Genomic DNA, 25,166 nt, shown 5'->3' on the forward strand with positions numbered 1-25,166 from the left:
TTCAGTTGAAACTTAAATAACGATAACACTATGCGATCAGGCTTAATACTACTATTCTTTTTGGCGACTTTCTCCATCACCGCTAATGCTCAATCTATTAATGCTGTCAGGCCTTACAGCGCCTATAAAGTAAGCAATGGGATCGTCTATACATCCGGCCAGGTGGGTATATCCGCAATAACCGGTAAGCTGGTTACCACAAGCTTTGAGTCAGAGGTAAACGAGGTTATGCAAAATATCTCGAGGTTATTGAAAGAGTCGGGATCCGATTTTTCTTCGGTTATTAATGTGGTCATCTATTTAAAAGATATTAACCGCTACGCCGAATTTAACAAGGTTTATACTAAATATTTCAATGCTCCGTATCCGGCCCGTACCTGTATTGCTGTTGCCGATTTACCATTAGGTGCAAGTGTTGAAATTGCAGTAACTGCCGGGCAAAATAAGCACAGTAATTAAATGCCGGCTACCATATTCTCCAAGCGATAATTGTGATTTTCGGGGAAGAAATTCTTAAAAAAATTCACTTTAGCTGATTGACCTGCGAGACTATTTAAAGGGAAAATAGCTTTCAGTCTCTCGGTTAACTGACCATTATCCCGGGCTTCGACGAACATGTGATTTGGCATAGCATAAAGGCTGATGCGGATATCTTCATTGCTATAAGGGTTTTTAAATGAGGAGGATTGTTGTTGGTTCGCAAATTTATAGTATGGCAAGGTTGTATAGGTTTCTGCCAGTTTTGCTGTTTCAGCCCGGCCAACGCGGGGCATAGTGATCTTCAACATCGAAGTTATATTGACAGTAAATGTAACCGCTTGTTCTGTAGTGTTTAATGTTTGAGGCTGCGCTATTTGAGCATTTGTATTTATTGCAAATAATGAAACTACTGCGGCTAAGATTAATTTTTTCATGACTGTTTTTGTTTAAGGTATGTTTTGGTGTTTAGCACCTGTTTTATTTGTTTGTTTAAATAACTGAGTCAAAAGTATCGCTGCAGCTTGCTAAACCCAATCCTTAACCTGGTTAAACAGACAAACCATACCGTGGAATGGCCAATATGCAAGCCGAGCAGACCGGGAACATAAGTAGTATTAAAATAATGGGAAATTGAAGTCTGTTGGTTGAATATGTACATCAAATTTGCGTCGCCGATCCCTGTTAGTGGTAATGAACAGAAAGGTGTACTTGCGCTCAGATATTGTAAAAGGCAAAGGCAAAGGCTTCTGTTATAAGATTGGGTGTCGGAATTATCCAATATCTAAAATGTCTAATTCAATGCCGAGTTTGTCGGGTTGACAGACATAAGGTGTTTACAGGCTGCGGAGGATCATACTTTTGAGTAAAAATTAAGAAAAACACAACAAAATGAAGACTCAAACTAATTTCGCCAAATTAACTTTAGCAGCTGCAGCAGCACTGTTATTTGCATTTAGCCCTAAAAATAGTGCAGCACAAACTACAGCTCCTGTAAAAAATATTGTTATAGTACACGGAGCCTTTGCCGATGCATCGGGCTGGGAGGGTGTTTATAAAATTTTAAAGAAGGATGGCTATAATGTAACGCTTGTTCAAAATCCGCTTACCTCTTTAAATGATGATGTTGCGGCTACTAATCGTGCTTTGGAAAAGCAAGATGGCCCGGCTGTATTAGTGGGCCATTCATGGGGCGGTTCGGTAATTACCGAAGCTGGCGTATCACCAAAAGTAGCGAGCCTGGTATATGTTGCAGCTTTCGCTCCTGAAGTTGGGCAATCAACCTTAGATGTTTATCAGTCTGGTCCGGCGCTTCCAAAAAATGGCATCCTGCCTGCGGATAAAAATGGCTATGCCTATTTTGATAAAGCGCTTTTCCACGAATGCTTTGCTGCCGATCTGAGTGAAGCAAAAGCAGCTTTTATGTTTGATTCGCAACAGCCAATTGTTGGTTCAAGTTTTGTTGCGCCTTTAACACAGGCCGCCTGGAAAAACAAACCAACTTATGCAGTAGTAGCTACAGAAGATAAAGCCATCAATCCTGAACTGGAGCGTGCTATGTACAAACGTGCCGGCGCTGTAGTAACCGAGGTAAAAGGCAGCCACGTTGTATTTATTTCGCAACCTGCCGCTGTAGCACGTGTTATTGAAGCTGCCGCCAAAGATCCGGGTAAAAAATAAATCAGTTTTTGTTCAATAAATTAGTATCGGGACGGCTGTTTTACAGATCGTCCCGTGCTTAGTTAAGCATTTTTGGACAAAATCTCTTTAATAAGCTTTTTATTTCAGCAGCTGCAATTCCCCATTATTGGGGATAAAACTTTAATTCAAACAGCTGCAACTTTGTTTTTTAGTCCCTCTGCTATACCATCTAACAAATCATCACCTGTCGTGAACAAGCCGCTTGTTTTTTATACTGCTCAAATTTTAATTGGGCTATTTCTGACCGGCCTCTCTGTGTTATGCCCGGCTTCAACCCCTTTTTTTCGAAATATCGGAACAGAATACGGTTTGTCGCATCCTAAGGTCAATTGCATTCTGCAGGATAAACGGGGCTTTTTATGGTTCGGTACGGAAGACGGTTTGAACAGGTATGACGGCCATTTTTTTACCATATATAAAAACCAACCCAATGATACTACCTGTGTAGCAGGCAATATCATTACCGATATGCTTGAAGACAAATCGGGTAATTTGTGGATCGCTACAGCCGACGGAGGAATAACCCGATACAATTATCATCTGGAGGCATCAAAACAATTTAAGCAATACAAGTTTAACGCGCATAAACCCGGGGGGATCCCGGAAAATCACATCAACAAAATTGCCGAGGATAATGATGGTAATTTATGGCTGGCTACAAGTAACAGTTTTGTTGTTAGGCTGAATAAGAAAAGCGGCAGGTTTGATGTGCCCGTTAAAACTGGCAGCAGAAATATCTTGTCATTGGCTATGGCTGGTACAGACACGTTATGGGTTGGCCGGGAGGATGGCGGCTTGCTGAAAATCAATACACATACACTCAACTTTCGTCTTGATAAGCATTATGTTGGGCCTTATGGTAAGGCGTCCCGCAGTTCGATCGCGTCAATATTCAAAGACCACAATAGCCAGATGTGGTATGGCGACCGGGATAAAAAACTGTACACTTATCAATTGCGCACAGGTGCCGAGCAGGTTTTACTTCCGGGCTTGACCACCAAAAAAATACCGCAGGATGTAATCGTTTCCTTTGCTACCGATATGCAAGGCAAAATTTGGATGGGGACTGAAGGCAGTGGCGTAACCGTGTTTGACCCGGCAGACATGCAATTCACCACGTACCGGCATACTGATCAGGAAGGTGCGCTTGTTGATGATCATGTAAATGTGGTGTTTACAGATCGCAGCGGAATTATATGGATCGGTACAGATAATGGGATCAGCATTTTTGACCCGGTTTATTCTCCGTTCAGCCAGTACTATTTGCCGAAACCAATAAAAAAAGACCTCACTGTATTCGATTTTTATCGTGAGCCTAAATCTAACAATCTCTGGATTGCGACAAGTGAAGGCATTTATATTAAGCATAATAAAGGCAATAATTACGAACATCGAAGCATAACTTACAACGGGAAAGACCTTGCTATAACCAAGTTTTACATAGATGATGATGGTACGTTTTATTTAGGTACCGATTATTCTTTATTCAGATATGATCCTGCTTTGAACCGGGTAATGCTTTTACCTCACACAAACGAAGATCTGATCATGAAAAAACTGACCGGTTCGAGGGTGGTATCCATTGTCCGGGATACCATAGCTAACCATCCGGCATTACTTGTATCACCGTATGGACATTATTTAACGTATTATGATTTTATTAAAAAGCAATGGATTTCGGGAGCAGATGCTGTACAAGGCGGAATAAAAAAGTTAAATGTTAAGGATAATGTAGTAAAGAAATTTTATAAGGATGGAAATGGGACGTTGTGGCTGGCAACGGATAAGTACGGTTTGGGCACTTTACGGCAGGGTGCAACAATCTTTAATTATTTTACAAACGATATATACGATCATGCATCGATAAGCAGCAATGATGTTTATGATATAGAAGGAGATAAAAAAGGAAACCTGTGGGTAAGTACCTATGGTGGCGGGCTTAATTATTTTAATAAAAAGGAGCAACGTTTCTATCATATTCCCGGATCCAGTAATCTTACCGAAGGCATATGCCCCGATGCCCGCGGAAACCTATGGATGATATGTAATGGCCATATGCATGAGTATAATCCGGAAAGCTGCATATATAGCTGTTATGACCTGCCCGATTTAAAATATAATGGTGGTGTTAAAGGTTACATATACAAGGATCCCCACGGAAATCTCTATGCAGGCGGTACAAATTTCTATATCGAATTTAACCCGGCCAACATTGGGAAGATCGAAAACGAACCGGATGTATATTTTACCGACTTTAAGATATTCAACACCTCATACAGTTATTTGCTCGAAAACAAAACAATCAGGTTAAATCACAATCAAAATTATTTTTCCCTTGAGTTTTCGGCACCCGAATACAGTAGCAATCATATGCATTATGATTATATACTTGAAGGGGTGGATAAAGATTGGGTAGATGCTGATAAGCGGAATTATGCAAGTTATTCTAACCTGGCAGGGGGGCGTTATCTTTTCAAGGTCAGGGCATCTAACTGGAATGGAAGTGCTGTTAACAAATTTGCATCAATAATTATTGTTATAAGCCCTCCGTTTTGGCGCACGTGGTGGTTTTACACGTTGATCATCCTGATTATTGGGCCACTATGTTATTTGTTTTATCGCTACCGTGTTAACGATTTTTTAAAGCGCCAATCTATCAGGAACGGCATTGCGCAGGACCTGCATGATCAAATTGGTTCAACTTTAAGCAGTATCTCTATATACAGTAAAGTTGCACGCATATATCAGCAACAACAAAAGAAAGAAAGGCTAAGCGAAGTTTTGCAAACAATAGGGGAAACCGCCGATGATACCATTTCAGAGATGTCTGATATTGTTTGGTCCATCAACCCCAATAATGATCAGATGAGCAGTATCATACAGAAGATCCGGTCATATGCACAACCTTTATGCGTAGCCAAAAATATCGCTTTCTCCCTGGCTTGCGATCAACGGCTGCTGAAACTGACATTGGAAATGGAGACGAGGAAGAACTTTTTCCTCATCCTTAAAGAAACTTTAAATAACGCCATTAAACACTCAAACTGTAAAAAAATAGCAGTAGATATACGATTGAGGGGCAGTAAAATTAATTTAAAAGTATGCGACGATGGCATAGGTTTCAATTATGAAGAAAAACTGGCACAAGCGGTTTCTGTTGCTGAAGGGGGGAATGGATTGCGCAATATAAAATGCCGTGTAGCAGAGCTCAATGGGATATTGCTTGTGAAAAGCTCGCCAGGACGGGGAACAACCATAAATTTTACGTTCGGAAACTTGTAACTCCAACATGCAGCAGATTTTGAACAGATTAAAGAATAAATACATAAGACAATGAGTATCAGGGTAGCTATATTTGACGATAACAAGAATATCCGGAACAGTGTAATCATGTTATTAAACACCGATCCGGATTTTGAAGTGGTAGGGACATTTAGCGATGCAAAACATTGCGTAGATAATGTATTTACCTCGAGGCCCGATGTTGTTTTAATGGATATAGAAATGCCCGGCATCAATGGCATCGAAGCTGTGAGGATCTTAACCCGGGAGTTTCCGCATGTTCAGATTCTTATTCAAACGGTTTTTGAAGATGACGAGCGTGTTTTCGATTCGATTTGCGCGGGAGCTGCGGGGTATATTTTGAAGAACCAGCTTAACAGTTCCCTTACAGATGCCATTAAAGAGCTAAAAACCGGCGGATCTCCCATGAGCCCCTCCATCGCCCGGAAAGTACTTCAGTTACTCCAAAATAGCGGCGAAAAAAGTCGCCGGAAACCCAGTGAAGAGTATAACCTTACCCCGCGGGAAAAAGAAGTACTGAGCGCCATTGTAAACGGACTTAGTTATAAGATGATTGCTTACGAATTGAATATTTCATATGAAACAGTTCGCAGTCATATCAAAAAGATCTACGAAAAATTGCATGTAGCTTCACTAACAGAGGTAGTGGCGAAAGCTATCAATCAAAATATTGTGTAGCAGAAAACCTGCCCCCAAGATACTTTGGGTTACTATATTCACCACATTAGGGGATAGCCGTTTTGTACCTGTCAGTCCATATTTGCTATAAATAAAAGGTACTGACAAATACATATGAATCAAGCAACATTAAAAGAATTAACAGGAAAGAAAATCCTGATCGCAACGATAGCAGCAGACGGACATTTTAATCCGCTTACAGGCCTTGCCAAATTTTTAGCAGATAACGGCGCCGATGTGCGCTGGTATACCTCGGTAGTTCATGAAGCCAAATTAAAAAAGCTGGGTATTCCGCATTTCCCTTTTTTGAAAGCTATCGATATTAATGCCAACAACATACACAGTTTGTTTCCGCAGAGAAAGTTTTTAACCGATGCCGGGCAAAAGGCAAATTTTGATATGATCAATATATTCATTAAGCCCGGACCCGATCATTTTGAGGATATCAGGGACCTGCAGCAGGAGTTTCCGTTTGAGGCTATCATAGCTGAAAGTATGTTCCCGGCCATACCTTACCTTTCTGCCATGCTTGATGTTCCGGTCATATCCATCGGCATAATCCCGCTGGCTGAAGTTTCGGACGATTTAGGACCATATGGCCCGGGTTTCTATCCACCTGCAAACAGCGAGGAACGGGAGCATATAGCGCGGTTAAATAAGACGTTTAATGATGAGGTTTATAAAGAACACATTGATTGTCTTTCTTCACTTTTAAGCCGTTACGATATCCAGCATCAAAGGACAAATGTATTTGATATGCTGATAAAGACATCTGATCTGTATCTTCAGATCGGTTCTCCATCATTTGAATATACCCGCGGTAACATTGGAAAGAACGTACGTTTTATAGGCTCCTTGCTCCCTTATTCGGCACCTGCAAACGAAAATCGCTGGGATGACAAGCGCTTGGATGAATATAAAAAAGTTGTTCTTGTTACACAAGGTACTATCGAAAATGATATCACAAAGCTGTTGGGGCCTACTTTAGAAGCATTTAAAGGTACCGATACCCTTGTTATTGCAACTACCGGCGGAAACCAGACACACGAGTTAAGAACTAAATACCCCTACAATAACCTCATCATTGAGGATTATATTCCTTTCGATGAAGTGATGCCCTTTGCAAATGTCTATATCACTAACGGAGGCTACGGCGGAACACTTTTAGGTATTAAAAACAGGCTGCCCATGGTTGCCGCGGGGCTATTTGAGGGAAAGGCCGAAATATGTGCACGGCTGGGGCACTTTAAATATGGTATAGACTTGAGAACTGAACGACCAACCCCGGATGAGATCAGAAATGCCGTTGTAAATGTATTGGCCGATCCTGTTTATAAAAATAATATTACTGCTTTGGCAGATGAGATGGAGCAATACGATGCAAGGGAGCTTTGCGCAAAATACCTGGTTGAGTTGTTGAACCAATATAATACGATCAATGTAGCATAACCTAAAATGTGATAAATTGTAAGGGCGGCGCGAATAAATAAATTTGTGCCGCCCTTTTTAGCTTTAAAAAAAGAATGCGGCTTTGATACCGCATTCTAAACCAAACAAACGAAACCAAACAAAAAGATTTTTCTTGACAAAGTCCGGGTTGATAGATCCCGAAGGCTTTTGCCTTATTTTATACAATATTAAAGTTGATAGATTTGGCAACTAATTCGGTTAGTGAAGCAACATGCAGCTTTTCATAGATGTGTTTCACATGGCTGCGAACCGTTTCATACGAAATGTTTAATTCATAGCTCGTCATTTTATAGTTTTTCCCTTTAACAATGCAGGCCAAAACCTCCTTTTCCCTGCCTGTCAGCTTGTAGTCTGTTGATTTTTTGATAGCATTAAAATGGCCCATATTATGCTTGATCATATTGATCACCTTGCGGGCGATAGGGGGGCTCATGGGCGAACCTCCGTTCCTTAACTCTTTAACTGCTTTAACTAAGGTTAGCTTCACATCGCTTTTTAAAATATACCCCGACGCGCCGGCCAGGATCGATTGATATATAAGTGCATCCTCCTCAAAGCTTGTTTGCACGAGTATCTGAACACAAGGGAGTTCGTTTTTTAACTGTTCTATGGTTTCGATTCCGCTAAAGCCGGATGAGGCGATATCTATGATCACCAGGTCTGTTTTAATGTTCACCAGGTTTTTGATACTGTTTTTGGAGTTGTTATACACCCCCACAACGTTAAACATGATCTCCGAATTGAGGGTCATGACCATAGTGTTCCTTATATTTTTGTTATCGTCAAAAATGGCTATCCTTAATGAATGGTTGTTGTTTATACAGCTCATTCGCTCATTAATATTATTCATCATAATAAATACTTGTTAAGTTGTTTCCCTAAAACAAAATGTAACATAACGGTAATTTATCACTGCTATATTAATCTGTTCGCCGGGTTAATTTTATTTGCATGTTCAAATTAAGCCCGTTAAAACCGCGGTTGAAAAGGAAAAGTTGTTGAGCTTGGCGAATTGGCCCTTGAATGAGACAAATTAGTTTGCCGTACATCGACTATCCCGTGTGTAAGTTTTATTATGTACGATCATGGAAATCTCATGATGTAACGTGTGAAACCAATGGCCAACAGGATAATCTTTATATTTGGCAATTAGAATGTTAGCTTACACCGTATATAACGATGCCGAACTTACCGATTTGCTCAGATCGGGCGACGAGCTGGCTTATACTGAAATTTACCGGCGCTACTGGCGTTTAATGTATGCCCATATCTATAAAATGCTACGGGATGAAGAGGATTCCAAAGATATCTTACAGGAACTTTTTAGCACTTTATGGACAAAAGCTAATAAGATTCCGGCGCAGGGAAATTTGGCAGGCTATTTATACGTGTCGGCACGTAATATGGTGTTAAACCATATCCGTCAGCAGAAATTCCGCGACGAATACCTGGGTTCACTGGCGCAATTTGCAAGCGAAGCCAGTGTAGATACACTTCATTACCTGGAAGAGCGCGATCTTTTGGCCGCTATTGAAAGGGAAATTGAAGCGCTGCCACCTAAGATGCGTCAGGTTTTTGAAATGAGCCGTAAACAGAACTTAACTCATAAAGAAATAGCCGAAAGTTTAGGCACTTCGGAAGAAACGGTAAAAAAGCAAATTCATAAGTCGCTTAAAAGGCTTAGGGTAAACCTTAAGGATCCTGATAGAGCAGTAACGCTCCTGATGCTGCTTTCATTTTTTAAAAAAGTGTAATTTTTTTTCAACTGCAATACCCCCCAGCGTGTTTTCATGTGTTTTTACTTTAAATATCATTTTTTAAAGTATCAAAACGATGAACCAACAGGAAGCCGATCAATTAATAGCAAAGTATCTGGATAATACAGCTACTCCCGAAGAACGCGCGTTAGTTGAAAACTGGTACCTTTTTGAATCGGATAAAAGGAAACTTTCAGATGATGATAAGTTCGATCACTTGGCGGCTGAGCTTTGGGCCGGAACGCGGCAACGGGCAGGATTGCAAACTCAAGCTAAAGTCAGAAGTATTTGGCCAAGGATCGCAGTTGCGGCTTCTGTTGTATTTATCTTATCCGTTGGGCTCTTCGTTTTACTAAAATATAATGGAACCGGTTTGCCGGGTGATAATGACCAAAATCGTGTTGCTGTAATACCCGAAAGGTTGCCCACACTGATCCTCACAGATGGCAAGGAAGTAACCCTGCACAAATCTAAAAGCGAACAGCTGATCAACCAGAATTTCGGTTTGGTTACCCGGCTGGCCGACGGTGTGTTAAGTTATCAGCAAGGCATGGAGCATCAGGCCGACAACAAAGAGATCGCGTATAATTCCCTGCTGGTACCAAGCGGCGCTCATTACCAGATTGTGGTGCTACCGGACGGAACCAAAGTTTGGATCAATGCCGCCTCATCGTTGCGGTACCCTACAGCTTTTACCGGCAGTGAACGCAGGATTGAGTTAAAAGGAGAAGCTTATTTTGAGGTAGCGCATAACGCCGCGAAGCCTTTTAGGGTGGCCAGCAATAACCAAACGGTAGAGGTTTTAGGAACGCACTTTAATATCAGCGCTTATGATGATGACTCCGCCGTTAAAACAACGCTGCTTGAAGGTAAGGTCAAAGTAACCAGTGCCGCAAACCATGTCACTCGTTTCTTGTTACCCGGGCAACAGGCTGTTTTGGGTAAAAGTACTTTCAGTGTAAATGCGGTTGAAACCGGTGAGGCTGTAGCCTGGAAAAGCGATCAGTTTGAGTTTCAGGATGATAATATCCAGCATATTATGCGGGTAATTGCCAGATGGTATGATATGCAGGTAACATTTGATGGCCCTATTCCCGAAGACAAATTTGGAGGTACAATTAACCGGAATTCGGGTGTTGCAGAGAGCCTAAGTATCCTGGAGCTCACCGGGAAAGTACACTTTCATATCGAAGGAAGACAAATAATTGTATCCAAATAACCCTCAGTATTCGCCCTGGACAAAGGTTTCTTAATAATGAAAATACGCATCCTCGTTATCTTAAATATATTGATCATGTTTAGCGCTTCTGCTTATGCTCAGCAAATAAATCTCTCGGTTAACAAAGCCCCGCTTAAAGAGGTTTTTAAGGAGCTTAAGGCTCAAAGCGGTTACAATTTTGTTTATGCCGAGAGCGATTTGAAACATGCCCGGTTAGTTACTTTAACAATTACTTCAGGGAAATTTGAAGATGTGCTGGTGCAGGTTTTCGCCGGGCAGTCACTTACTTATACCATCAGGAGCAAAACAGTTATAGTTAAAGTAAAACCTGCCGAATTCATGGAAAAGGTTAAATCTTTTTTCAGATCACTTACCGGGGTAGTAAAGGATGAAAGAGGAAAGCCCCTGCCCGGAGTTACAGTTTCTGTTGAGGGCTCCGCGAACCGAACCATGACAGATGAAAATGGCAGGTTCTTTTTGAAAGATGTGGATAAAGACGCCGTTATTTCGTTTGATTATATCGGTTATAAAAGCCAGCACCTTCACTCCAGAAATTTAGATGCTAATGATATTGCCATTCAACTGGAACCCAATATCAATGAGCTTGAAGAGGTTGTTATGGTTGGTTACGGCACATCTAAAAGAAAAGACCTTACCGGTGCAATATCCTCGGTCAACATGGAAAATCTTAAAAACACAACACTGACCACGATTGACCAGGCGCTTTCCGGGCAGGCGGCGGGAGTTCAGGTTGTTCAGGGCGACGGCTCCCCGGGAGGCCTGGCTAAGATTCGGATAAGGGGAGGAGCCTCACTTATTGGGGGGAATGACCCGCTTTATGTCATCGACGGCGTGCAGGTTACCATACAGAACAGGTATATACAGGCAGCGGCCGACCTCGTGAACCCACTTGAAAAGCTAACGACAGATCCTTCGGGAAGCACAACCGTCGGCTCTTCGTTTACCCGTGGCCTCAATACACTTGCGGGTTTGAATATCAACGATATAGAATCTATCGATATTCTTAAAGATGCATCGGCTACGGCTATCTATGGTTCAAAGGCTGCAAACGGCGTGGTAATAATCGTAACAAAAAAAGGATTGCGAAATCACCGCCCGTCTGTAGAAGCCGGTTACTATCAAAGCTATAGTATGCCGAAAACCTTAAAGGTGCTGAACCTGGGTCAATATGAGTCGATACTTAAGGAAGGGGCAGTTGCGCTAAATAAGTTACGGCAGCCATATTCTGACATAAACGCCGATTCGATCTTAAACGTCCCTTCTTATTTTTCTAACAGTACCAATTGGATTGGTTTGGTTACGCGAACAGGTGTGGGTAAAAATGCAAACGCGAGTATTAGTGGTGGTGGGGCTTATACACGCTACTACACCTCATTGTCATATGACGATCAAACAGGTGCCGTACTGGGTACAAATTTTCGGCGTGTTGCGGGGAAAGTAAGCCTTGATAACGATATTACTGAACGTATACGTTTGAATGCCAGTCTGAATTATGGTTTTACTCAAAATGATATCAGCAACGGCGTGTATACTTCAGCGATACTCGCGCCACCTAACTTGGTACCTTTTAATGCAGATGGGTCGCCAAAGAGATTTATTCCCCAAATTTTAGCGGGCAGTGTTGCAGAGGGCGTTCAAAATCCCTTTAACCTGTTGCAGGGACGGAACCATGGCAATACTGATATGCTTTTAGGCTCTGTTTTTTTAGAATATTCAATTTTAAAATCTCTACGGTTTAAAAGTACCTTTTCACTTAACCACTCCACTTATCATCAAGAAAATTATGTGCCGGGCACACTTTATATTGCCACAACTGATCCCCATTCAACCGGTGGGATTTCTACACAAGGGCAAACTAAGGAAACGACGGTTTTTTATGAAAACACGCTAACCTGGGATCAGAAGTTTGATGACAATAACCGGCTCACTTTATTAGGCGGCACATCATGGCAGCAATCAAAAACAAATACGTTTTCCAACTCAGACCTTGTACCTGCCGCCAACAGTCAGTCTGCCGCTAACGTTACGCTATTGCCCACACAGCTCAATGATCGCAGTGCTTTATTAAGTTTTTATCTCCGGGCCAACTACGCTTTCAAAAATAAATATTTGTTAACCATCACCGGGCGGTCTGATGCATCTTCCAAATTTCCGGTGAACAACAGGGTTGGCTATTTTCCTTCTGCCGGTTTAGCATGGCTGCTAAACGAAGAAGGTTTCTTAAAAAATATTTCCTGGCTTAATAGCTTGAAATTACGTGTAAGCGGCGGGGTGACAGGTACCCAAAATATCAGTAATAACCTTTTTTACACTTTTTACACAGCAGCAAACTATGCAGGAAACAACGCATTGATAGCGTCAAAGCTGGGCAGTGATCAAACCAAATGGGAAACCACCCGTCAAAAAGATGCCGGAATTGATTTCGCATTATTCAATTTCAGGCTTAGCGGAAGTTTTGGCTATTATGATAAAAGATCAACAGATCTGCTGGTGGCCTTACCAGTTCCTACCAGCACCGGTTTTTCTTCTGCGCTGCAAAACTATGCCACTATCAACAATAAGGGGCTGGAACTTGAATTACGCGGGCAGATCATAAAAAAAAAGAATTTTCAATGGAGCGCCGTGTTGAATATATCCGGCAACCGTTCTACAGTGCTTAACCTTAACCAGGCGCTGTCTGATCCACTTGCCGGGCCTCTGACGTCCGACAAACAATTAAATTCACTTTTATTGGGTAACACTATATTAACCGTCGGGCAGCCGGTAGGATTGCTTTACGGAACCAAATATTTAGGTGTGCTGAAAACGACGGACAAAAATCCTTCCTTTCCATATGAGTCGTATCCGTACTTACAATTAGGGGCACCTCTTTACCAGTTAATTGAAACCGGACCATACGCGGGTACGCCCGAACATATGGTGATTGGACATGCCGAACCGAAGTTTTTTGGCGGCCTCACGCATTCGTTCACTTATAAAAGACTCTCTTTAATCACCTTGTTCAGCTTCTCGTACGGAGGGGACCTCATCTATCTTCCACGACAGAATGATATATCACTGGCCGATCAGTCAAACCATATCACAAGCATTTTAGATCATTACAGTGCCTCAAATACTGGATCAAATAATCCCGGGTTAATACTCAAAGGGAACGCGAGTCCTTTAGGCATTTCCAATTTTTCGGTATTTAATGCCTCTTACCTTAAGCTGAAATCGTTGACAGTCAATTATCAATTGCCTCAAAAAATTACGGATAAACTTCATATCCATGATGCCAGTTTTTTTCTGTCTGGCAATAACCTGTTCATTGTATCCAGCTACCCAGGTCCCGATCCGGAAGTAAGCAACAATCCCTACAGTTTAATTGGGGGCTATACAGATGATGCCTCATACCCGGCAATACGTCAATATAGTTTTGGTTTAAGGTTGAAGTTATAATAATAAGGCATGATCAAGAGAACAAACGTTATTACAATTTTGGCAGTTACCACAGCAATTACACTTGGAGCATGCTCTAAGCAACTGAGTGTTGTGCCTCAAAACGCAGTGGTTAATGTGAATGCCATCACCGGTCAAAGTTCGGCAGAGGTGGTTCTGAATGGCGCTTATTTTCGTTTTGCCAATGGGAACGCCAGTAATTTTACAGATTGGACGGCTAACGAAATTCCCGGAAGCCTGTATGCCGGCTTTATTGGCGATGGCTACAGTACGGTTAATCCCGAGGAGTCTAATAACTATAAGAACAGCAGCATTTTCAGCCAGCCTATCTGGGATAACAGTTACAAACTGATTGAAGCTTCTAATGATGTTATTAGTGGCGTAACTAATCTCAGCGCCGATGCCTTCACCGGAAATAGAAGAAATGAAATACTTGGTGAAGCTCGTTTTTTAAGAGCTTATGGCACTTTCAGGGTACTGAGCTATTTTGGGCAATGGTGGGATATCTCCAGTCAATTGGGGATTGTGATACGTGACCAACCTTCTGCAGTAAGCAATATTGCTAAGGCAAGGAGCAATGTTAGTACCTGCTATAACTTTATCACCGGCGATCTGGATTTCGCAATTGCAAACGCTCCTGCTACCAATCCGCATTACTATGCAACCAAATGGGCTGCTATGGCTTTAAAAATGCGTGTTTTGATGAGCCATGGAACTCCGGAAGACTATACTCAGGTAATTGCCTTGGCCAACGCTATCCGGCAATCGGGCTTTTATACGCTGGAAGATAATCTGAAGGATATTTTTAATGTTAAAGGCTTGAGTAGTTCGGAAGTTATCCTGGGCATTCAACCTTTCGCCGGACAGGAGAAGTATTATTTAGCCCTTAGCCGTTCCTATTACCCGGGAACATCTAACCTTTGGATTGCCAAACAAACGCTGAAAGACCTCCTGAGCAACGACCCAAGGGGAAAGTGGATGCTTAATAATGAGGATAGCCACAGTGTAATTATTCCTAACACCTATCACTTTCAAAAATACATTGCTTACGGAGCGTTGCCCACCCAGCTATCAGAAACCGCCTATGCTTTTCGTTTAAGCGAGGTTTATTTATTGGAGTCGGAAGCTATAATAAGGTCCGGTGGCAGCTTTGACCAGGCTAAAACTTTACTTAAAACCGTAATGAGCAAGGCTGGTGTAACAGATTTTTCGGCTGTAGATAATGCAACATCAAGCCAAAGCATGTTATTACAAAACTATTACGAGATAGTAAGAAACCTTGTGGGCGAAGATGGTGCGGACTGGATGGCCCTGCTGCGGTTCCCTTTGGCAACGGTAACGCAGCTTAAGCCAACAATTACATCAAACCAGCAGTACATTCTGCCAATTCCTTTAACTGAGTTTCAGGCTAATCCAGCTATCGGAGCGCAAAATCCAGGTTATTAATATCATCAGAATTGAAAATAAAACTCCCGGTGTTATACGGATCTAAACATACAGCAATATGAAAGTTAAGGTTCTTGTTTTTTCATTATTCATGTTTATTGCAAAGGTAATCCACGCCCAAAAAACAGAGGAAACGCCTGAGCATGAATTGAGCCGACTTAAAACAATGCCAGCCGATACTACGCGAATAGCAACACTGATAGATTTGGCCGAGGCTTACGAATATATGCCTTTTAAAACAAGCAGAACAGATACTATCGACATGTTTTTAAAAGAAGCCCGAAGCCTGAACGCTAAATTTAAGATAAATAAGTTTGGAGATAGGATAGACATTTTAGCTGCGCAAACCGCGTATGACAGGGATCAGGACCTGGACCTGAAAAAGCTTTTTCTTCCTATTGTTAACAGGTGCAAAAGGTCCGGAGATACATTAGGGGAGTGCCTCGCATGGTCACAGTTGGGCGTGAATATTGTTCGTGGGGAGAAAGAGATGTTTTATAAAATATATTGTTTTGAGCAGGCATTGCTGCTTGCTCAAAAATTAAAAGACCAGGATAGGGTACTTGACCTCATTACAAACATAGCTCGAATACATACCCGGCAGGGTAACTTCAATTTGGCCGAGAAAGAATTGTTGCAGGTTATCAACCCGGAAATGAAGGCCTCATACAATATTTTATTATCGGCCTATGATAACCTTTCTTTAGTTTACATAAAAAAAGGAGATTATCAAAAGGCACTGGCCTATGGGTTAAAAGCAGAGGAAACGATGGGGCCTGCTGCGGATTCGTCTTATGCGTACAACTACTATATTCGCATAGCCGAGATTCATAAGGATCTGGGCAACCTGCCCGAAAGTTTGCAATGGGCAAAAAAAGCTTACGCTTTTGTTGTTCGTAATCATGAAAATTCAGCCACTGAGATCACGGCTAAAGACCTGGTAGTTGAACGGCTGCTGGATTTGGGACGACCGGAAGAAGCTTTGAAATTTGTACTGATGGATTCTGAAAAGTATAAAAAGCTGGATCCTTCATCTCAGATATTATACCTTTCATTAGTTGGAGACTGCTATCACAAACTTGGAAAAGATGCGCCCGCTGAAAAAAGTTATCTGGAGATGATTGCTTTGGCTAACCGGCAGAAAGCCGATTTTTCTGCGAGGGAAATGGCCTCATCCTTTCAGCATATCGGATCTTTTTATCTTGGTATACACAGGCAAAATGTGGCAAAACCTTATCTCCTCCAGGCTTTAAAGTACCTCAATATTGCCGGAAAGAAGAACGATTTGAAAAGTAACTACCTGATGCTTTTTCAGGCAGACTCTGCTGCGGGTAATTACCAAAGCGCGATGAGGTATTTGCAACTTAGTAACCGGTTAAAAGATTCCATATTCAATGCCGAAAAAAATAAACAGATACAGCAACTGCAAATATCGTTTGATACAGAACAAAAAAATAAAGATATCAATGAGTTACAGGCTGTAGCAAAGTTGCAAAAGCTAAGTTTGAAAAATGCTGAAGCATCAAAAAACTGGGTTATTTTAGGTTCTTGCCTGCTCCTGATAGTGGCTGTTTTGCTTTACAGGAATTCGCTTACTGCCAAAAGAAATAGCAGGCTTATTCAAAAGAAAAACCAATCCTTACAGCGCTATCTTCAGGAAAAGGAATGGCTGATAAAAGAGGTGCATCACCGGGTAAAAAACAACCTGCATACACTTATATGTTTGTTGGAGTCGCAGGCCAAAAATCTGAAAGACGATGCCTTGCAGGCTATAGAAACCAGCCAGAACCGCATCTTTGCAATGTCTTTGATCCATCAAAAGCTTTACCGGTCGGATGATGTAAAAACCATCAATATGGCCGAGTATATTCCTGAACTCGTTTTTAACCTTCGGCGGAGCTTTGATATTTCTGATCAGGTTATTTTTGACGTTGATGTGGCTCCTGTTTCTCTTAATGTGGCCTACGCCATACCTTTTGGCCTCATTATTAATGAAGCCGTAACCAATGCAATCAAATATGCTTTTCCAAAAAGCGAAGGAACCATTTCGGTTGTATTATATCAATATAATAAAGAGGTTGTATTGACAATAGCCGATAACGGAATAGGAATGCCCTTCAATTTTGATAGTAGCCAATCATTGGGTATTGAATTAATGAAAGGCTTATCACAGGATATAGAGGGGGAAATTAGTATCGAAACGCATAACGGAACCCGGGTAATAGTTGCCTGTACTCCCCTAAATAATTTTGAAAAAGAAGTCTTTATTGCCGCGGATAAAGGCGCAATAGCTATGCTGATTGAACAATGAAGGGGCGCGAAATTCTTTACTCCGAGCAGGGCAAATGGTATGCTCAGGATCATGAAATCTCATGCTGAAATCACGGGATTTCATGATTTTGTGAAGGTTGTGTTGTTTGCATTTTGCTGATGGTTAAATAGATACCATTCGGCATAGCGTTTGTATTTACCGCAAATCGGTTTTAGGCAGTGTGTGCTTAGCCATTGATCGGTTTGTAAATTATATTACATTTTCTTAGGCAGTCCGGTTTAACCACTAAAATAGGTGGCCATGGAACCGGAATTCAGAAAACATCGGCATGAAAAATAAAATATTAATAGTCGAAGATCAGTTTATAGAAGCAAACAACCTGCGTAGGGTTTTGGAGGGGGCAGGTTACGCTGTTTGCCCTGTTGCCCGTTCGTTTGAAGAAGCGGTTAAAATCCTTCGGTCGGATTTGCCTGATCTTGTGCTGCTGGATATCTTTTTAAAAGGAGATAAAACGGGTATTGACCTGGCCCCGATAATCAGGGAACATAAAATACCTTTTATTTATCTTTCGGCAAATTCAGACGAACGCACTTTTAAGCTTGCTAAGCAAACCTCACCATATGGGTTCCTGGTAAAACCATTCCGTGAAAAAGATGTGCTGGCTATGCTTGATATCGCTACAAACTTGCATGCCGAACACCTTTCGCTGGCGCGCGTCTCGAAGGCATATAAAGAGCCTTCCGATTTAAAAAGCACGGGCATCGGCAATTTCGGCATGGCCGGAAAAAGCACTGGTTTAAAAGACGTGACAAGGCTGATCCAGATTGCAGCGGGCGCTGAAAGCCCGGTGCTCATATTGGGTGAAAGCGGAACCGGCAAAGAATTGGTGGCAAAGGCTATTCATCATCATTCGGCCCGTGGTAAAAAGCCGGTCATCGTTGTTGATTGTGCCGCTGTGTCACCCACACTGATAGAATCGGAACTTTTTGGGCATGAAAAGGGAAGCTTTACCGGTGCAGTAGACAAAAGGATAGGCAAGTTTGAACAGGCAGAAAGCGGTACCATTTTTCTGGACGAGATAGGGGAAATGCCGCTGGAGATCCAATCTAAATTGCTCAGGGTTTTGCAGGAAAAAGAGATTTGCCCGGTTGGAGGGAAAAGGAAAAACGTGAATGTTCGGATCATTGCGGCTACCAACAGGAACCTGGAAGAAGAGATTGCCGCCGGCAGGTTCAGGCTGGATCTTTATTACCGGCTTTATGTATTCCCGATAGAACTGTCGCCATTGCGGGAAAGAAAGGCCGATATCATGCCTATTGCAGATCACTATCTGGGTGTTTTTGCCGCAGCGAACAACAAAAAAATTACGGGATTTTCTGATTCGGTTAAGAAGACGTTGCTTGATTACCCCTGGCCGGGTAATGTACGGCAGCTTATTAATCTTATTGAACGTTCTGTACTGCTTTGTGATGGCCCGCTCATTAAACAGGTAACGCTGCCTGTTTTACAACGTAATCCTATTGTTGGTAATAATAAAGCGCAGAGCATCAAAACCTTCGCCGATAACGAACGCGACCATATTTTGGATACACTGGCAAAATGCAACTGGAAAGTATATGGTGCAGGAGGCGCGGCAGAACTGCTTAACATTAATTCTTCAACGCTCAAATCAAGGATGATCAAGCTGGGTATTTCCAAGCAATTCGGTTGATGCCCCAGTGAACGCTGATTTTAAGTAAAACAAATTTCTCATTGAAAGGGAATTTCTGCATAACCCTATAACACCTGCGAGCAGAAACTGGTCAGCATTCTGAAAATCGCCATGAAGACATTTATCACAATTATTTTGTTCCTGCTATCGCGCCTGACTGGGCTGGCTCAAGAACCTCATCCCCGCCTGTTGCCTGGTCGGGATGCCGACACAAGCCAATCTGCAGGGAATGCCTGCCTTATTAAAAAGCAGTATGGTAAAGCAAAATATTATTTGCTGAAAGCTCTGAAGGAATATGAAAGAGACGGAGATGTAAAAAAAGTACACGATGTTACCCTACTGCTTTTCAAGACAGATTCTGCCGCCGGAAATTATCAAAGCGCAATCTCTTATTTACAGCAAAGCGACAGGTTAAAAGATTCAATGCTCAATTTAATCAAAAGCAAGCAAATTAAGGATTTGCAAATCGCCTATGCTACGGAGCACAAGAATAAATATATCAGGGATCTGAAAAATTCGGCTAAGGTGAGGCAATTGAACCTGGCTCATGCCAGTTCTGCAAGAATCTGGACAATTATAGGGGCTGCATTACTGTTAGTTAATGCAGGCCTGCTTTTACGGCAAGGGATGGCCGCAAAAAGGAACAACGCTGCTATCGACCGGAAAAATGAAATGCTGCAGCACTTGATCACCGAGAAGGAATGGTTGCTAAAAGAAGTTCATGACCGTGTAAAAAACAATCTTCACACCGTTATTTGTTTATTGGAATCGCAGGCAAAATATCTCGAAAATGATGCTCTAAATGCAGTTGAAAGCTGCCAGCACCGAATCTTTGCCATGTCACTGATCCATCAAAAGTTGTACAGGACAGATCATGTTAAAACAATTGATATGACGGAGTACATACCCGAATTGATCAATAACCTGGAGGCAAGTTTTGGAGTTGAGGGCTTCGTTAGTTTTAAGTTTAATATTGATCCTGTGGTACTCGACATTTCTTACGCCATACCCTTAGCGCTGATCATGAATGAGGCCGTTACCAACGCCATTAAATATGCATTTCCGGGTTATAAAGCCGGTGAAATTCAAATTACATTGGTTAACGACAGTGATCAAATAAAGCTTCAAATTTCGGATAACGGCATTGGCCTTTCAGAAGATCCTTGTTGTACGGCATACAATTCGCTTGGAATGGAATTAATGAAAGGTTTAAGCGCAGAAATAAACGGGGTTATCAGATTTGAAAACTTAGGTGGCACCCGGATCTCTATCATTTTTATTCCATCTTTGCAGGTTTAATTTATTGCTTTGACTTATCCCGAAGGGACGATTCGCGGATAATCAATTCAGATCGAAGTATTAGCCCGTGTGTTTGCTGAAGGTCTTGTTTATCAAGTAAATAATTGATCATCAATTTGGCAGCAGCTTCTCCCATTTCATGGCCTTTGTAGTTTACTGTTGTAAGCGGTGGCTCAATTACAGTAGCAGTGGGATCGTTGTTAAATCCGGCAACTGCGATATCATCAGGGATATTTATCCCTTCTTTTTTTAGGGCCTGCATGCAGCCCACTGCGCATATGTCATTCGCCACAAATAAGCCATCGGGTAGTGGATCCATCTTTAGAATTTCCCCCGCAGCTTCAGCGCCCGCTTCGCTGGTGAGGTCATTAATGATCACCAAACTATTGTCAAATTCAATATGATTTTCTTCCAAAGCTTTTTTATAGCCTTGAAAACGTTCTGAGTACACATTACGTAGCTGGTTGCCCCCTATATGGACTATTTTTTTGCATCCTTGTTTTATCAGATGATTGGTAATATCGAATGCCGCTTTGTAATTGTCAATGTAAATTTGCGGGCACATAGCATGATCAAACACACGATCAAAAAATATAACGGGGATATTGCGTTTAATAAATGGTTCAAAGTGATCAAAACTGGTGGTGTCATATGCTACGGAAACCAGTAAGCCATCCACCCGGTTGTTAAGCATTGCTTTTGCATTACTCGCCTCCTTTTTCATTGTTTCGAGCGATTGACTTATAAAAAGGTTATAGTTGTTATTGTTAACTACCTTTTCAATGCCGGCAAGTACATCGGCCATAAAGTTGCTGTTAAGCCGGGGGACTATTACCCCAATAACATTGCTTTGCTTTTTGCGGAGGTTACTTGCAAATGAATTAGAACGGTAACCCATTTCATCTGCTGTTTTGACAATCAGTTTTTTTGTTGCCTTGCTAACCCTTGGATGATCTTTTAGACCCCTGCTAACAGTTGCAGCCGAAATATTAAGTTTCGCCGCGATATCGTAAATAGTTATCTCTTTTTGCACGCTTTTTAGGGGAATGTGGTTTACCGATTTAGCGATAAATATATAAATAAAATAATAGCAAAGAACGAAAAATGCAATCGATTGTATTGTGTTTGAATTGTCGTATACTCGCAGTATTCTGAATAGGGGAGTTATAAAACAAATTGAGCCTAATAAGTATCGCTTTAATTAGCGTAACTCATTAAAAATAAGTGGTTACGCTAATTGAAAACTTACCTGTCCGTTCTTTTGCCTGAATCTGGTGGACCGAGGTAACTTGGTTGAAGTCCGCCGGTATTTAAGACAACCCGTTCCAGTACAACGGCCGGGTCAACCATCCAGTATTTAATGGTATGTTTTCCGGCATGGCTAATATGATGCATCGTAGTTAGTTTCCTGATATTGTTCGATACGGTTTCTGCCCAATCCCTGCCGTCTACTTTAGTCGTTATGTTTACCTTTTGTGGTTGCTCATCGTCAATTGATACGGCATAATATAGGCCGTCGCCATTTTTAAAATCGAGGGTAGGGGAGATGAAGCAGGTAATTGCAACCTTCCCGGTATCTGTCAAATTAACATCGTATTCTAAATGGGGGGAAGTTCCTCCCGGGGTTAAACGTGGAGCAGTTACAGGCCACGGCGTTACGCCCGACATCGTGTTGCCAAAATCAGGAATAACTATCCAGGTTACATTCCCTGACGGTAAGGCCCGGCTATAATGTTCCGCTTCTATAGCTATGAACCCGTTTTTTCCGGCGCCAGCCTGCAAATTCAGTCCCGATGGCGCATCGGTAGACTTATGTAAAGAGTCCAAGCCTGCGCCAGCCTTAAACAATTCGGGCATCTTATTAGTCTTCGGATCAAACCATGATACGTACCCGATATGCGTTTGATCCATCATATGGTTCCATTTGCCATTTGCCAGCCTGGTATTGTAATAGTCTGATATTTCCTGGTCATGGTCAAATAGCTTTTTAACATTTGCTGCTGCCTGATCGGTCGCTGTGGAGTTTCCTGATTGCGCATAGAATTTGTTTTTCGCAGCCTCAAAATACATCTCATTTAAATTTGCACACGCCTGTATGGGATGAAGTACCAATTCGAAGTAGGCATCTTTATATTCACTGCCAATAACTGTATTGATTTGCTCTGCCTCGGCCAGCAGGTTGTTGTAGTCGCTAACCACCTGGCCAAACTCATCATAGTTGGAAAGGCTGTAAGTGTTTTGATTTAATAGTTCCGGCTTACATCTGGCATTGTAACGGGTATAACGTGTAAGCATATCTGCTATTTTGGAGGCATATTTGCTACCAAATTGCTGCGCCGCCCACTGTTGCGCATAATTGCCGAGGGTTGAAGCAGACCATTTTTCGGGGTTCCATGCGTAATCCAGGAAAAAGCTGATCGGATATTCCATTGGTTTCAGGTCGCCTACATTTACAACCCATATCTGCCTGGCGTTATACGCATAGGCCAGGTGCATTTGCTCCCAGGTTTTGGATATGGTATTGGTGTTTAGCCATTTATAATTTCTTGGGCCGCCAACGTAATCAAAATGATAATAAATGCCATATCCGCCTTTTCTTGGCTTTGCTGTTAATGAAGGCAGTTTACGGATATTGCCCCAGTTATCATCACACAATAAAAGTGTAACATCATCCGGAACGCGCATCCCTTTATCATAATAATCTTGTACCTCCTTATATAAGGCCCACATCTGCGGAACGCTTTCCGGCGATTTTTTTAGTACTTCTCCTATAATGTTCCGCTGATCTTTAACAATGTTTTCCAGTAGTGCTATATTGCTGCCCTCGGTCATAGGTTTATCGCCGTCGCCCCGCATGCCAATGGTTACAACTGTTTCTTTGGTACCCATGTTTTCGATTCCCTGCCGCCAGAATGACTGCAGCACCTCCTTATTATTTTCGTAATTCCACTCACCTTTGCCATATTTCTTCCATTCCTGCTGCGCGCGGTCCATCGGTTCATGATGTGATGTGCCCATTACCACGCCATATTCATCGGCAAGTACCGGGTTTTGCTTATCATCATCATTAAAGGCACTGCCCCACATAGCAGGCCACAGGTAATTACCTTTTAACCGGAGAATAAGCTCAAACATTTTTTCATAAACCAAATGATTGATTCCTCCAAATTTTTCACGTGCCCAGCCCGAAAACGCGGGAGCTTCATCATTGATAAAAATGCCGCGGTATTTCACAGCCGGACTGCCATCTGTATGTTTGAGTGGGTTAACATAAATTGATTTTTTATGTGCAGGAGGCACATCTGCCCACCAGTACCACGGAGATACACCTATCTGAGCCGAAAGATCGTAGACCCCGAAAATTGTACCACGTTTATCGCTGCCGGCAATAACAAGTGCCTGGTCAACTCCCGCAAAAGGTCGGTTAACCACCTGTATTACATAGCTTTCCCATTTTCCTGCTACTCCGTTAACGTTTAATTGCCCGTTTTTTACCATTTTGTCTATAACCGGATTTTTTCCGAGGGTACCTACAATTACCAGTCTTTTTGATTTAGGAGATGCTGCCAAAACCGCGGTTTTACCGGTTACGGCCTGGATGTCCTTCAAAAAACTGCCAACTGCCAGGCGTACGCCTGGCCATTCGTTTTCACTTAACCATACCGGCGAGCTGCCTGTTTCATTAACGAGAGGAAAGTAGCCGGCGGTTATTTGCTCACTTATTAAATGAGGGTGCCCAGGCGATTGTGCCACTACGCTGCTTTTTAAAACAATGGTGAATAAAATTGCCAGCGTTAAACTGATTGTTTTTCTAAATATCATTTCTTATTAAAGTTTACTATATCCGGTATGCTTGTTTCGGTTCAGGAGATTGGCCTGGCATCCTAAACAAGGGCTAATGATTTCTTAAATGTTGTTATAAATGGCTTAAAATGGTATGCTTTATTGGGCAATAAATCCCTTACGGCCTTAAAATTGGTGTAATTTATAAAAATAAAATTGCAATCGATTGCACAATTAAATTTTTGTTGTATCTTGCCTTCGCCAATTAAACAAAGTTTTAACCCAAGTTCCTCTTATGGATTGCTTTATGAACCTTATATACGCCATAATTACGCGTTCTTATAATTTTGCTGTAATTGAGCAATCGATTGCCAATAGGGGTAATTTATTGCTACAATTGAATGGCAGGGGTGCTGGGTTCTTAGCTAAATATTATAAACCATTATCAAAATTTTAAAAAAAAGGAGTTTTGGATGCTTTGGTTTTGCAATCGATTGCGTAAAAATTTCGAATATAAAAAAGTAGAATGATCAATTGATAAACAAAGGCGGAAGTCAGCCAGTCAAGGACCGGGGATTTTCAGGAAGGACT

General features: G+C 41.9%; 16 protein-coding genes. 12 read left to right on the forward strand and 4 right to left on the reverse strand.

Features of this window, described 5'->3' with window-relative positions:
* The first annotated feature begins 30 nt into the window (after positions 1 to 30).
* Positions 31 to 459, forward strand: a complete 429-nt coding sequence (locus BMX50_RS22390) for a Rid family detoxifying hydrolase (RefSeq protein WP_091214217.1) — start codon at positions 31 to 33, stop codon at positions 457 to 459.
* Here the strand turns inward: BMX50_RS22390 and BMX50_RS22395 are convergent.
* A complete protein-coding gene (locus tag BMX50_RS22395) occupies positions 456 to 914 on the reverse strand; it encodes a hypothetical protein (protein ID WP_091214222.1) in 459 nt (152 codons plus the stop codon). The two genes, BMX50_RS22390 and BMX50_RS22395, sit on opposite strands and share 4 nt — an antisense overlap.
* A 454-nt stretch (positions 915 to 1,368) precedes the next feature.
* Between BMX50_RS22395 and BMX50_RS22400 the strand changes: the two genes are divergently transcribed.
* The 4 genes from BMX50_RS22400 to BMX50_RS22415 all read left to right on the forward strand — a co-directional run bounded on the left by BMX50_RS22400 (position 1,369) and on the right by BMX50_RS22415 (position 7,608).
* Complete coding sequence (locus BMX50_RS22400) at positions 1,369 to 2,157, forward strand: alpha/beta hydrolase (protein ID WP_091214227.1); 789 nt, start codon at positions 1,369 to 1,371, stop codon at positions 2,155 to 2,157.
* 210 nt (positions 2,158 to 2,367) lie between these two features.
* Positions 2,368 to 5,460, forward strand: coding sequence for a sensor histidine kinase (locus tag BMX50_RS22405; protein WP_167668070.1), 3,093 nt, complete (start codon positions 2,368 to 2,370; stop codon positions 5,458 to 5,460).
* Positions 5,461 to 5,511: 51 nt separating this feature from the next.
* A complete protein-coding gene (locus BMX50_RS22410; RefSeq protein ID WP_091214237.1) occupies positions 5,512 to 6,159 on the forward strand; it encodes a response regulator in 648 nt (215 codons plus the stop codon).
* A 114-nt stretch (positions 6,160 to 6,273) separates the two neighbouring features.
* Positions 6,274 to 7,608, forward strand: a complete 1,335-nt coding sequence (locus BMX50_RS22415; protein WP_091214240.1) for a glycosyltransferase — start codon at positions 6,274 to 6,276, stop codon at positions 7,606 to 7,608.
* 178 nt (positions 7,609 to 7,786) lie between these two features.
* Here the strand turns inward: BMX50_RS22415 and BMX50_RS22420 are convergent, their stop codons facing one another.
* On the reverse strand, positions 7,787 to 8,482 hold the full coding sequence (locus BMX50_RS22420; RefSeq protein ID WP_244281078.1) for a response regulator transcription factor: 696 nt from the start codon (positions 8,480 to 8,482) through the stop codon (positions 7,787 to 7,789).
* A gap of 301 nt (positions 8,483 to 8,783) precedes the next feature.
* Here BMX50_RS22420 and BMX50_RS22425 point away from each other — a divergent pair, with 301 nt between their 5' ends.
* From BMX50_RS22425 to BMX50_RS22455, 7 genes are all read left to right on the forward strand, one after another.
* Positions 8,784 to 9,383, forward strand: a complete 600-nt coding sequence (locus BMX50_RS22425) for an RNA polymerase sigma factor (RefSeq protein ID WP_091214245.1) — start codon at positions 8,784 to 8,786, stop codon at positions 9,381 to 9,383.
* Between the two features lie 79 nt (positions 9,384 to 9,462).
* Positions 9,463 to 10,605, forward strand: a complete 1,143-nt coding sequence (locus BMX50_RS22430; RefSeq protein ID WP_091214250.1) for a FecR family protein — start codon at positions 9,463 to 9,465, stop codon at positions 10,603 to 10,605.
* A 36-nt stretch (positions 10,606 to 10,641) separates the two neighbouring features.
* Positions 10,642 to 14,064: a SusC/RagA family TonB-linked outer membrane protein gene (locus BMX50_RS22435; RefSeq protein WP_091214255.1), complete on the forward strand. Its 3,423-nt coding sequence runs from the start codon at positions 10,642 to 10,644 to the stop codon at positions 14,062 to 14,064.
* Between the two features lie 9 nt (positions 14,065 to 14,073).
* The gene (locus BMX50_RS22440; protein ID WP_091214258.1) at positions 14,074 to 15,510 is read left to right on the forward strand and encodes a RagB/SusD family nutrient uptake outer membrane protein; all 1,437 of its coding nucleotides are present in this window, start codon (positions 14,074 to 14,076) and stop codon (positions 15,508 to 15,510) included.
* Positions 15,511 to 15,568: 58 nt separating this feature from the next.
* Positions 15,569 to 17,821, forward strand: coding sequence for a tetratricopeptide repeat-containing sensor histidine kinase (locus BMX50_RS22445; protein ID WP_091214263.1), 2,253 nt, complete (start codon positions 15,569 to 15,571; stop codon positions 17,819 to 17,821).
* 289 nt (positions 17,822 to 18,110) lie between these two features.
* Positions 18,111 to 19,493, forward strand: a complete 1,383-nt coding sequence (locus BMX50_RS22450) for a sigma-54-dependent transcriptional regulator (protein ID WP_091214267.1) — start codon at positions 18,111 to 18,113, stop codon at positions 19,491 to 19,493.
* 111 nt (positions 19,494 to 19,604) lie between these two features.
* Positions 19,605 to 20,792, forward strand: a complete 1,188-nt coding sequence (locus BMX50_RS22455) for a sensor histidine kinase (protein WP_091214270.1) — start codon at positions 19,605 to 19,607, stop codon at positions 20,790 to 20,792.
* A gap of 1 nt (position 20,793) precedes the next feature.
* On the opposite strand, the gene BMX50_RS22460 is transcribed toward BMX50_RS22455, so the two are convergent.
* Complete coding sequence (locus BMX50_RS22460) at positions 20,794 to 21,825, reverse strand: LacI family DNA-binding transcriptional regulator (protein ID WP_091214273.1); 1,032 nt, start codon at positions 21,823 to 21,825, stop codon at positions 20,794 to 20,796.
* A 212-nt stretch (positions 21,826 to 22,037) separates the two neighbouring features.
* Positions 22,038 to 24,614: a glycosyl hydrolase 115 family protein gene (locus BMX50_RS22465; RefSeq protein ID WP_091214277.1), complete on the reverse strand. Its 2,577-nt coding sequence runs from the start codon at positions 24,612 to 24,614 to the stop codon at positions 22,038 to 22,040.
* Positions 24,615 to 25,166: the final 552 nt, after the last annotated feature.

This window comes from Mucilaginibacter gossypiicola, from assembly GCF_900110105.1.
In the GTDB taxonomy this organism is placed as follows: Bacteria; Bacteroidota; Bacteroidia; order Sphingobacteriales; family Sphingobacteriaceae; genus Mucilaginibacter; species Mucilaginibacter gossypiicola.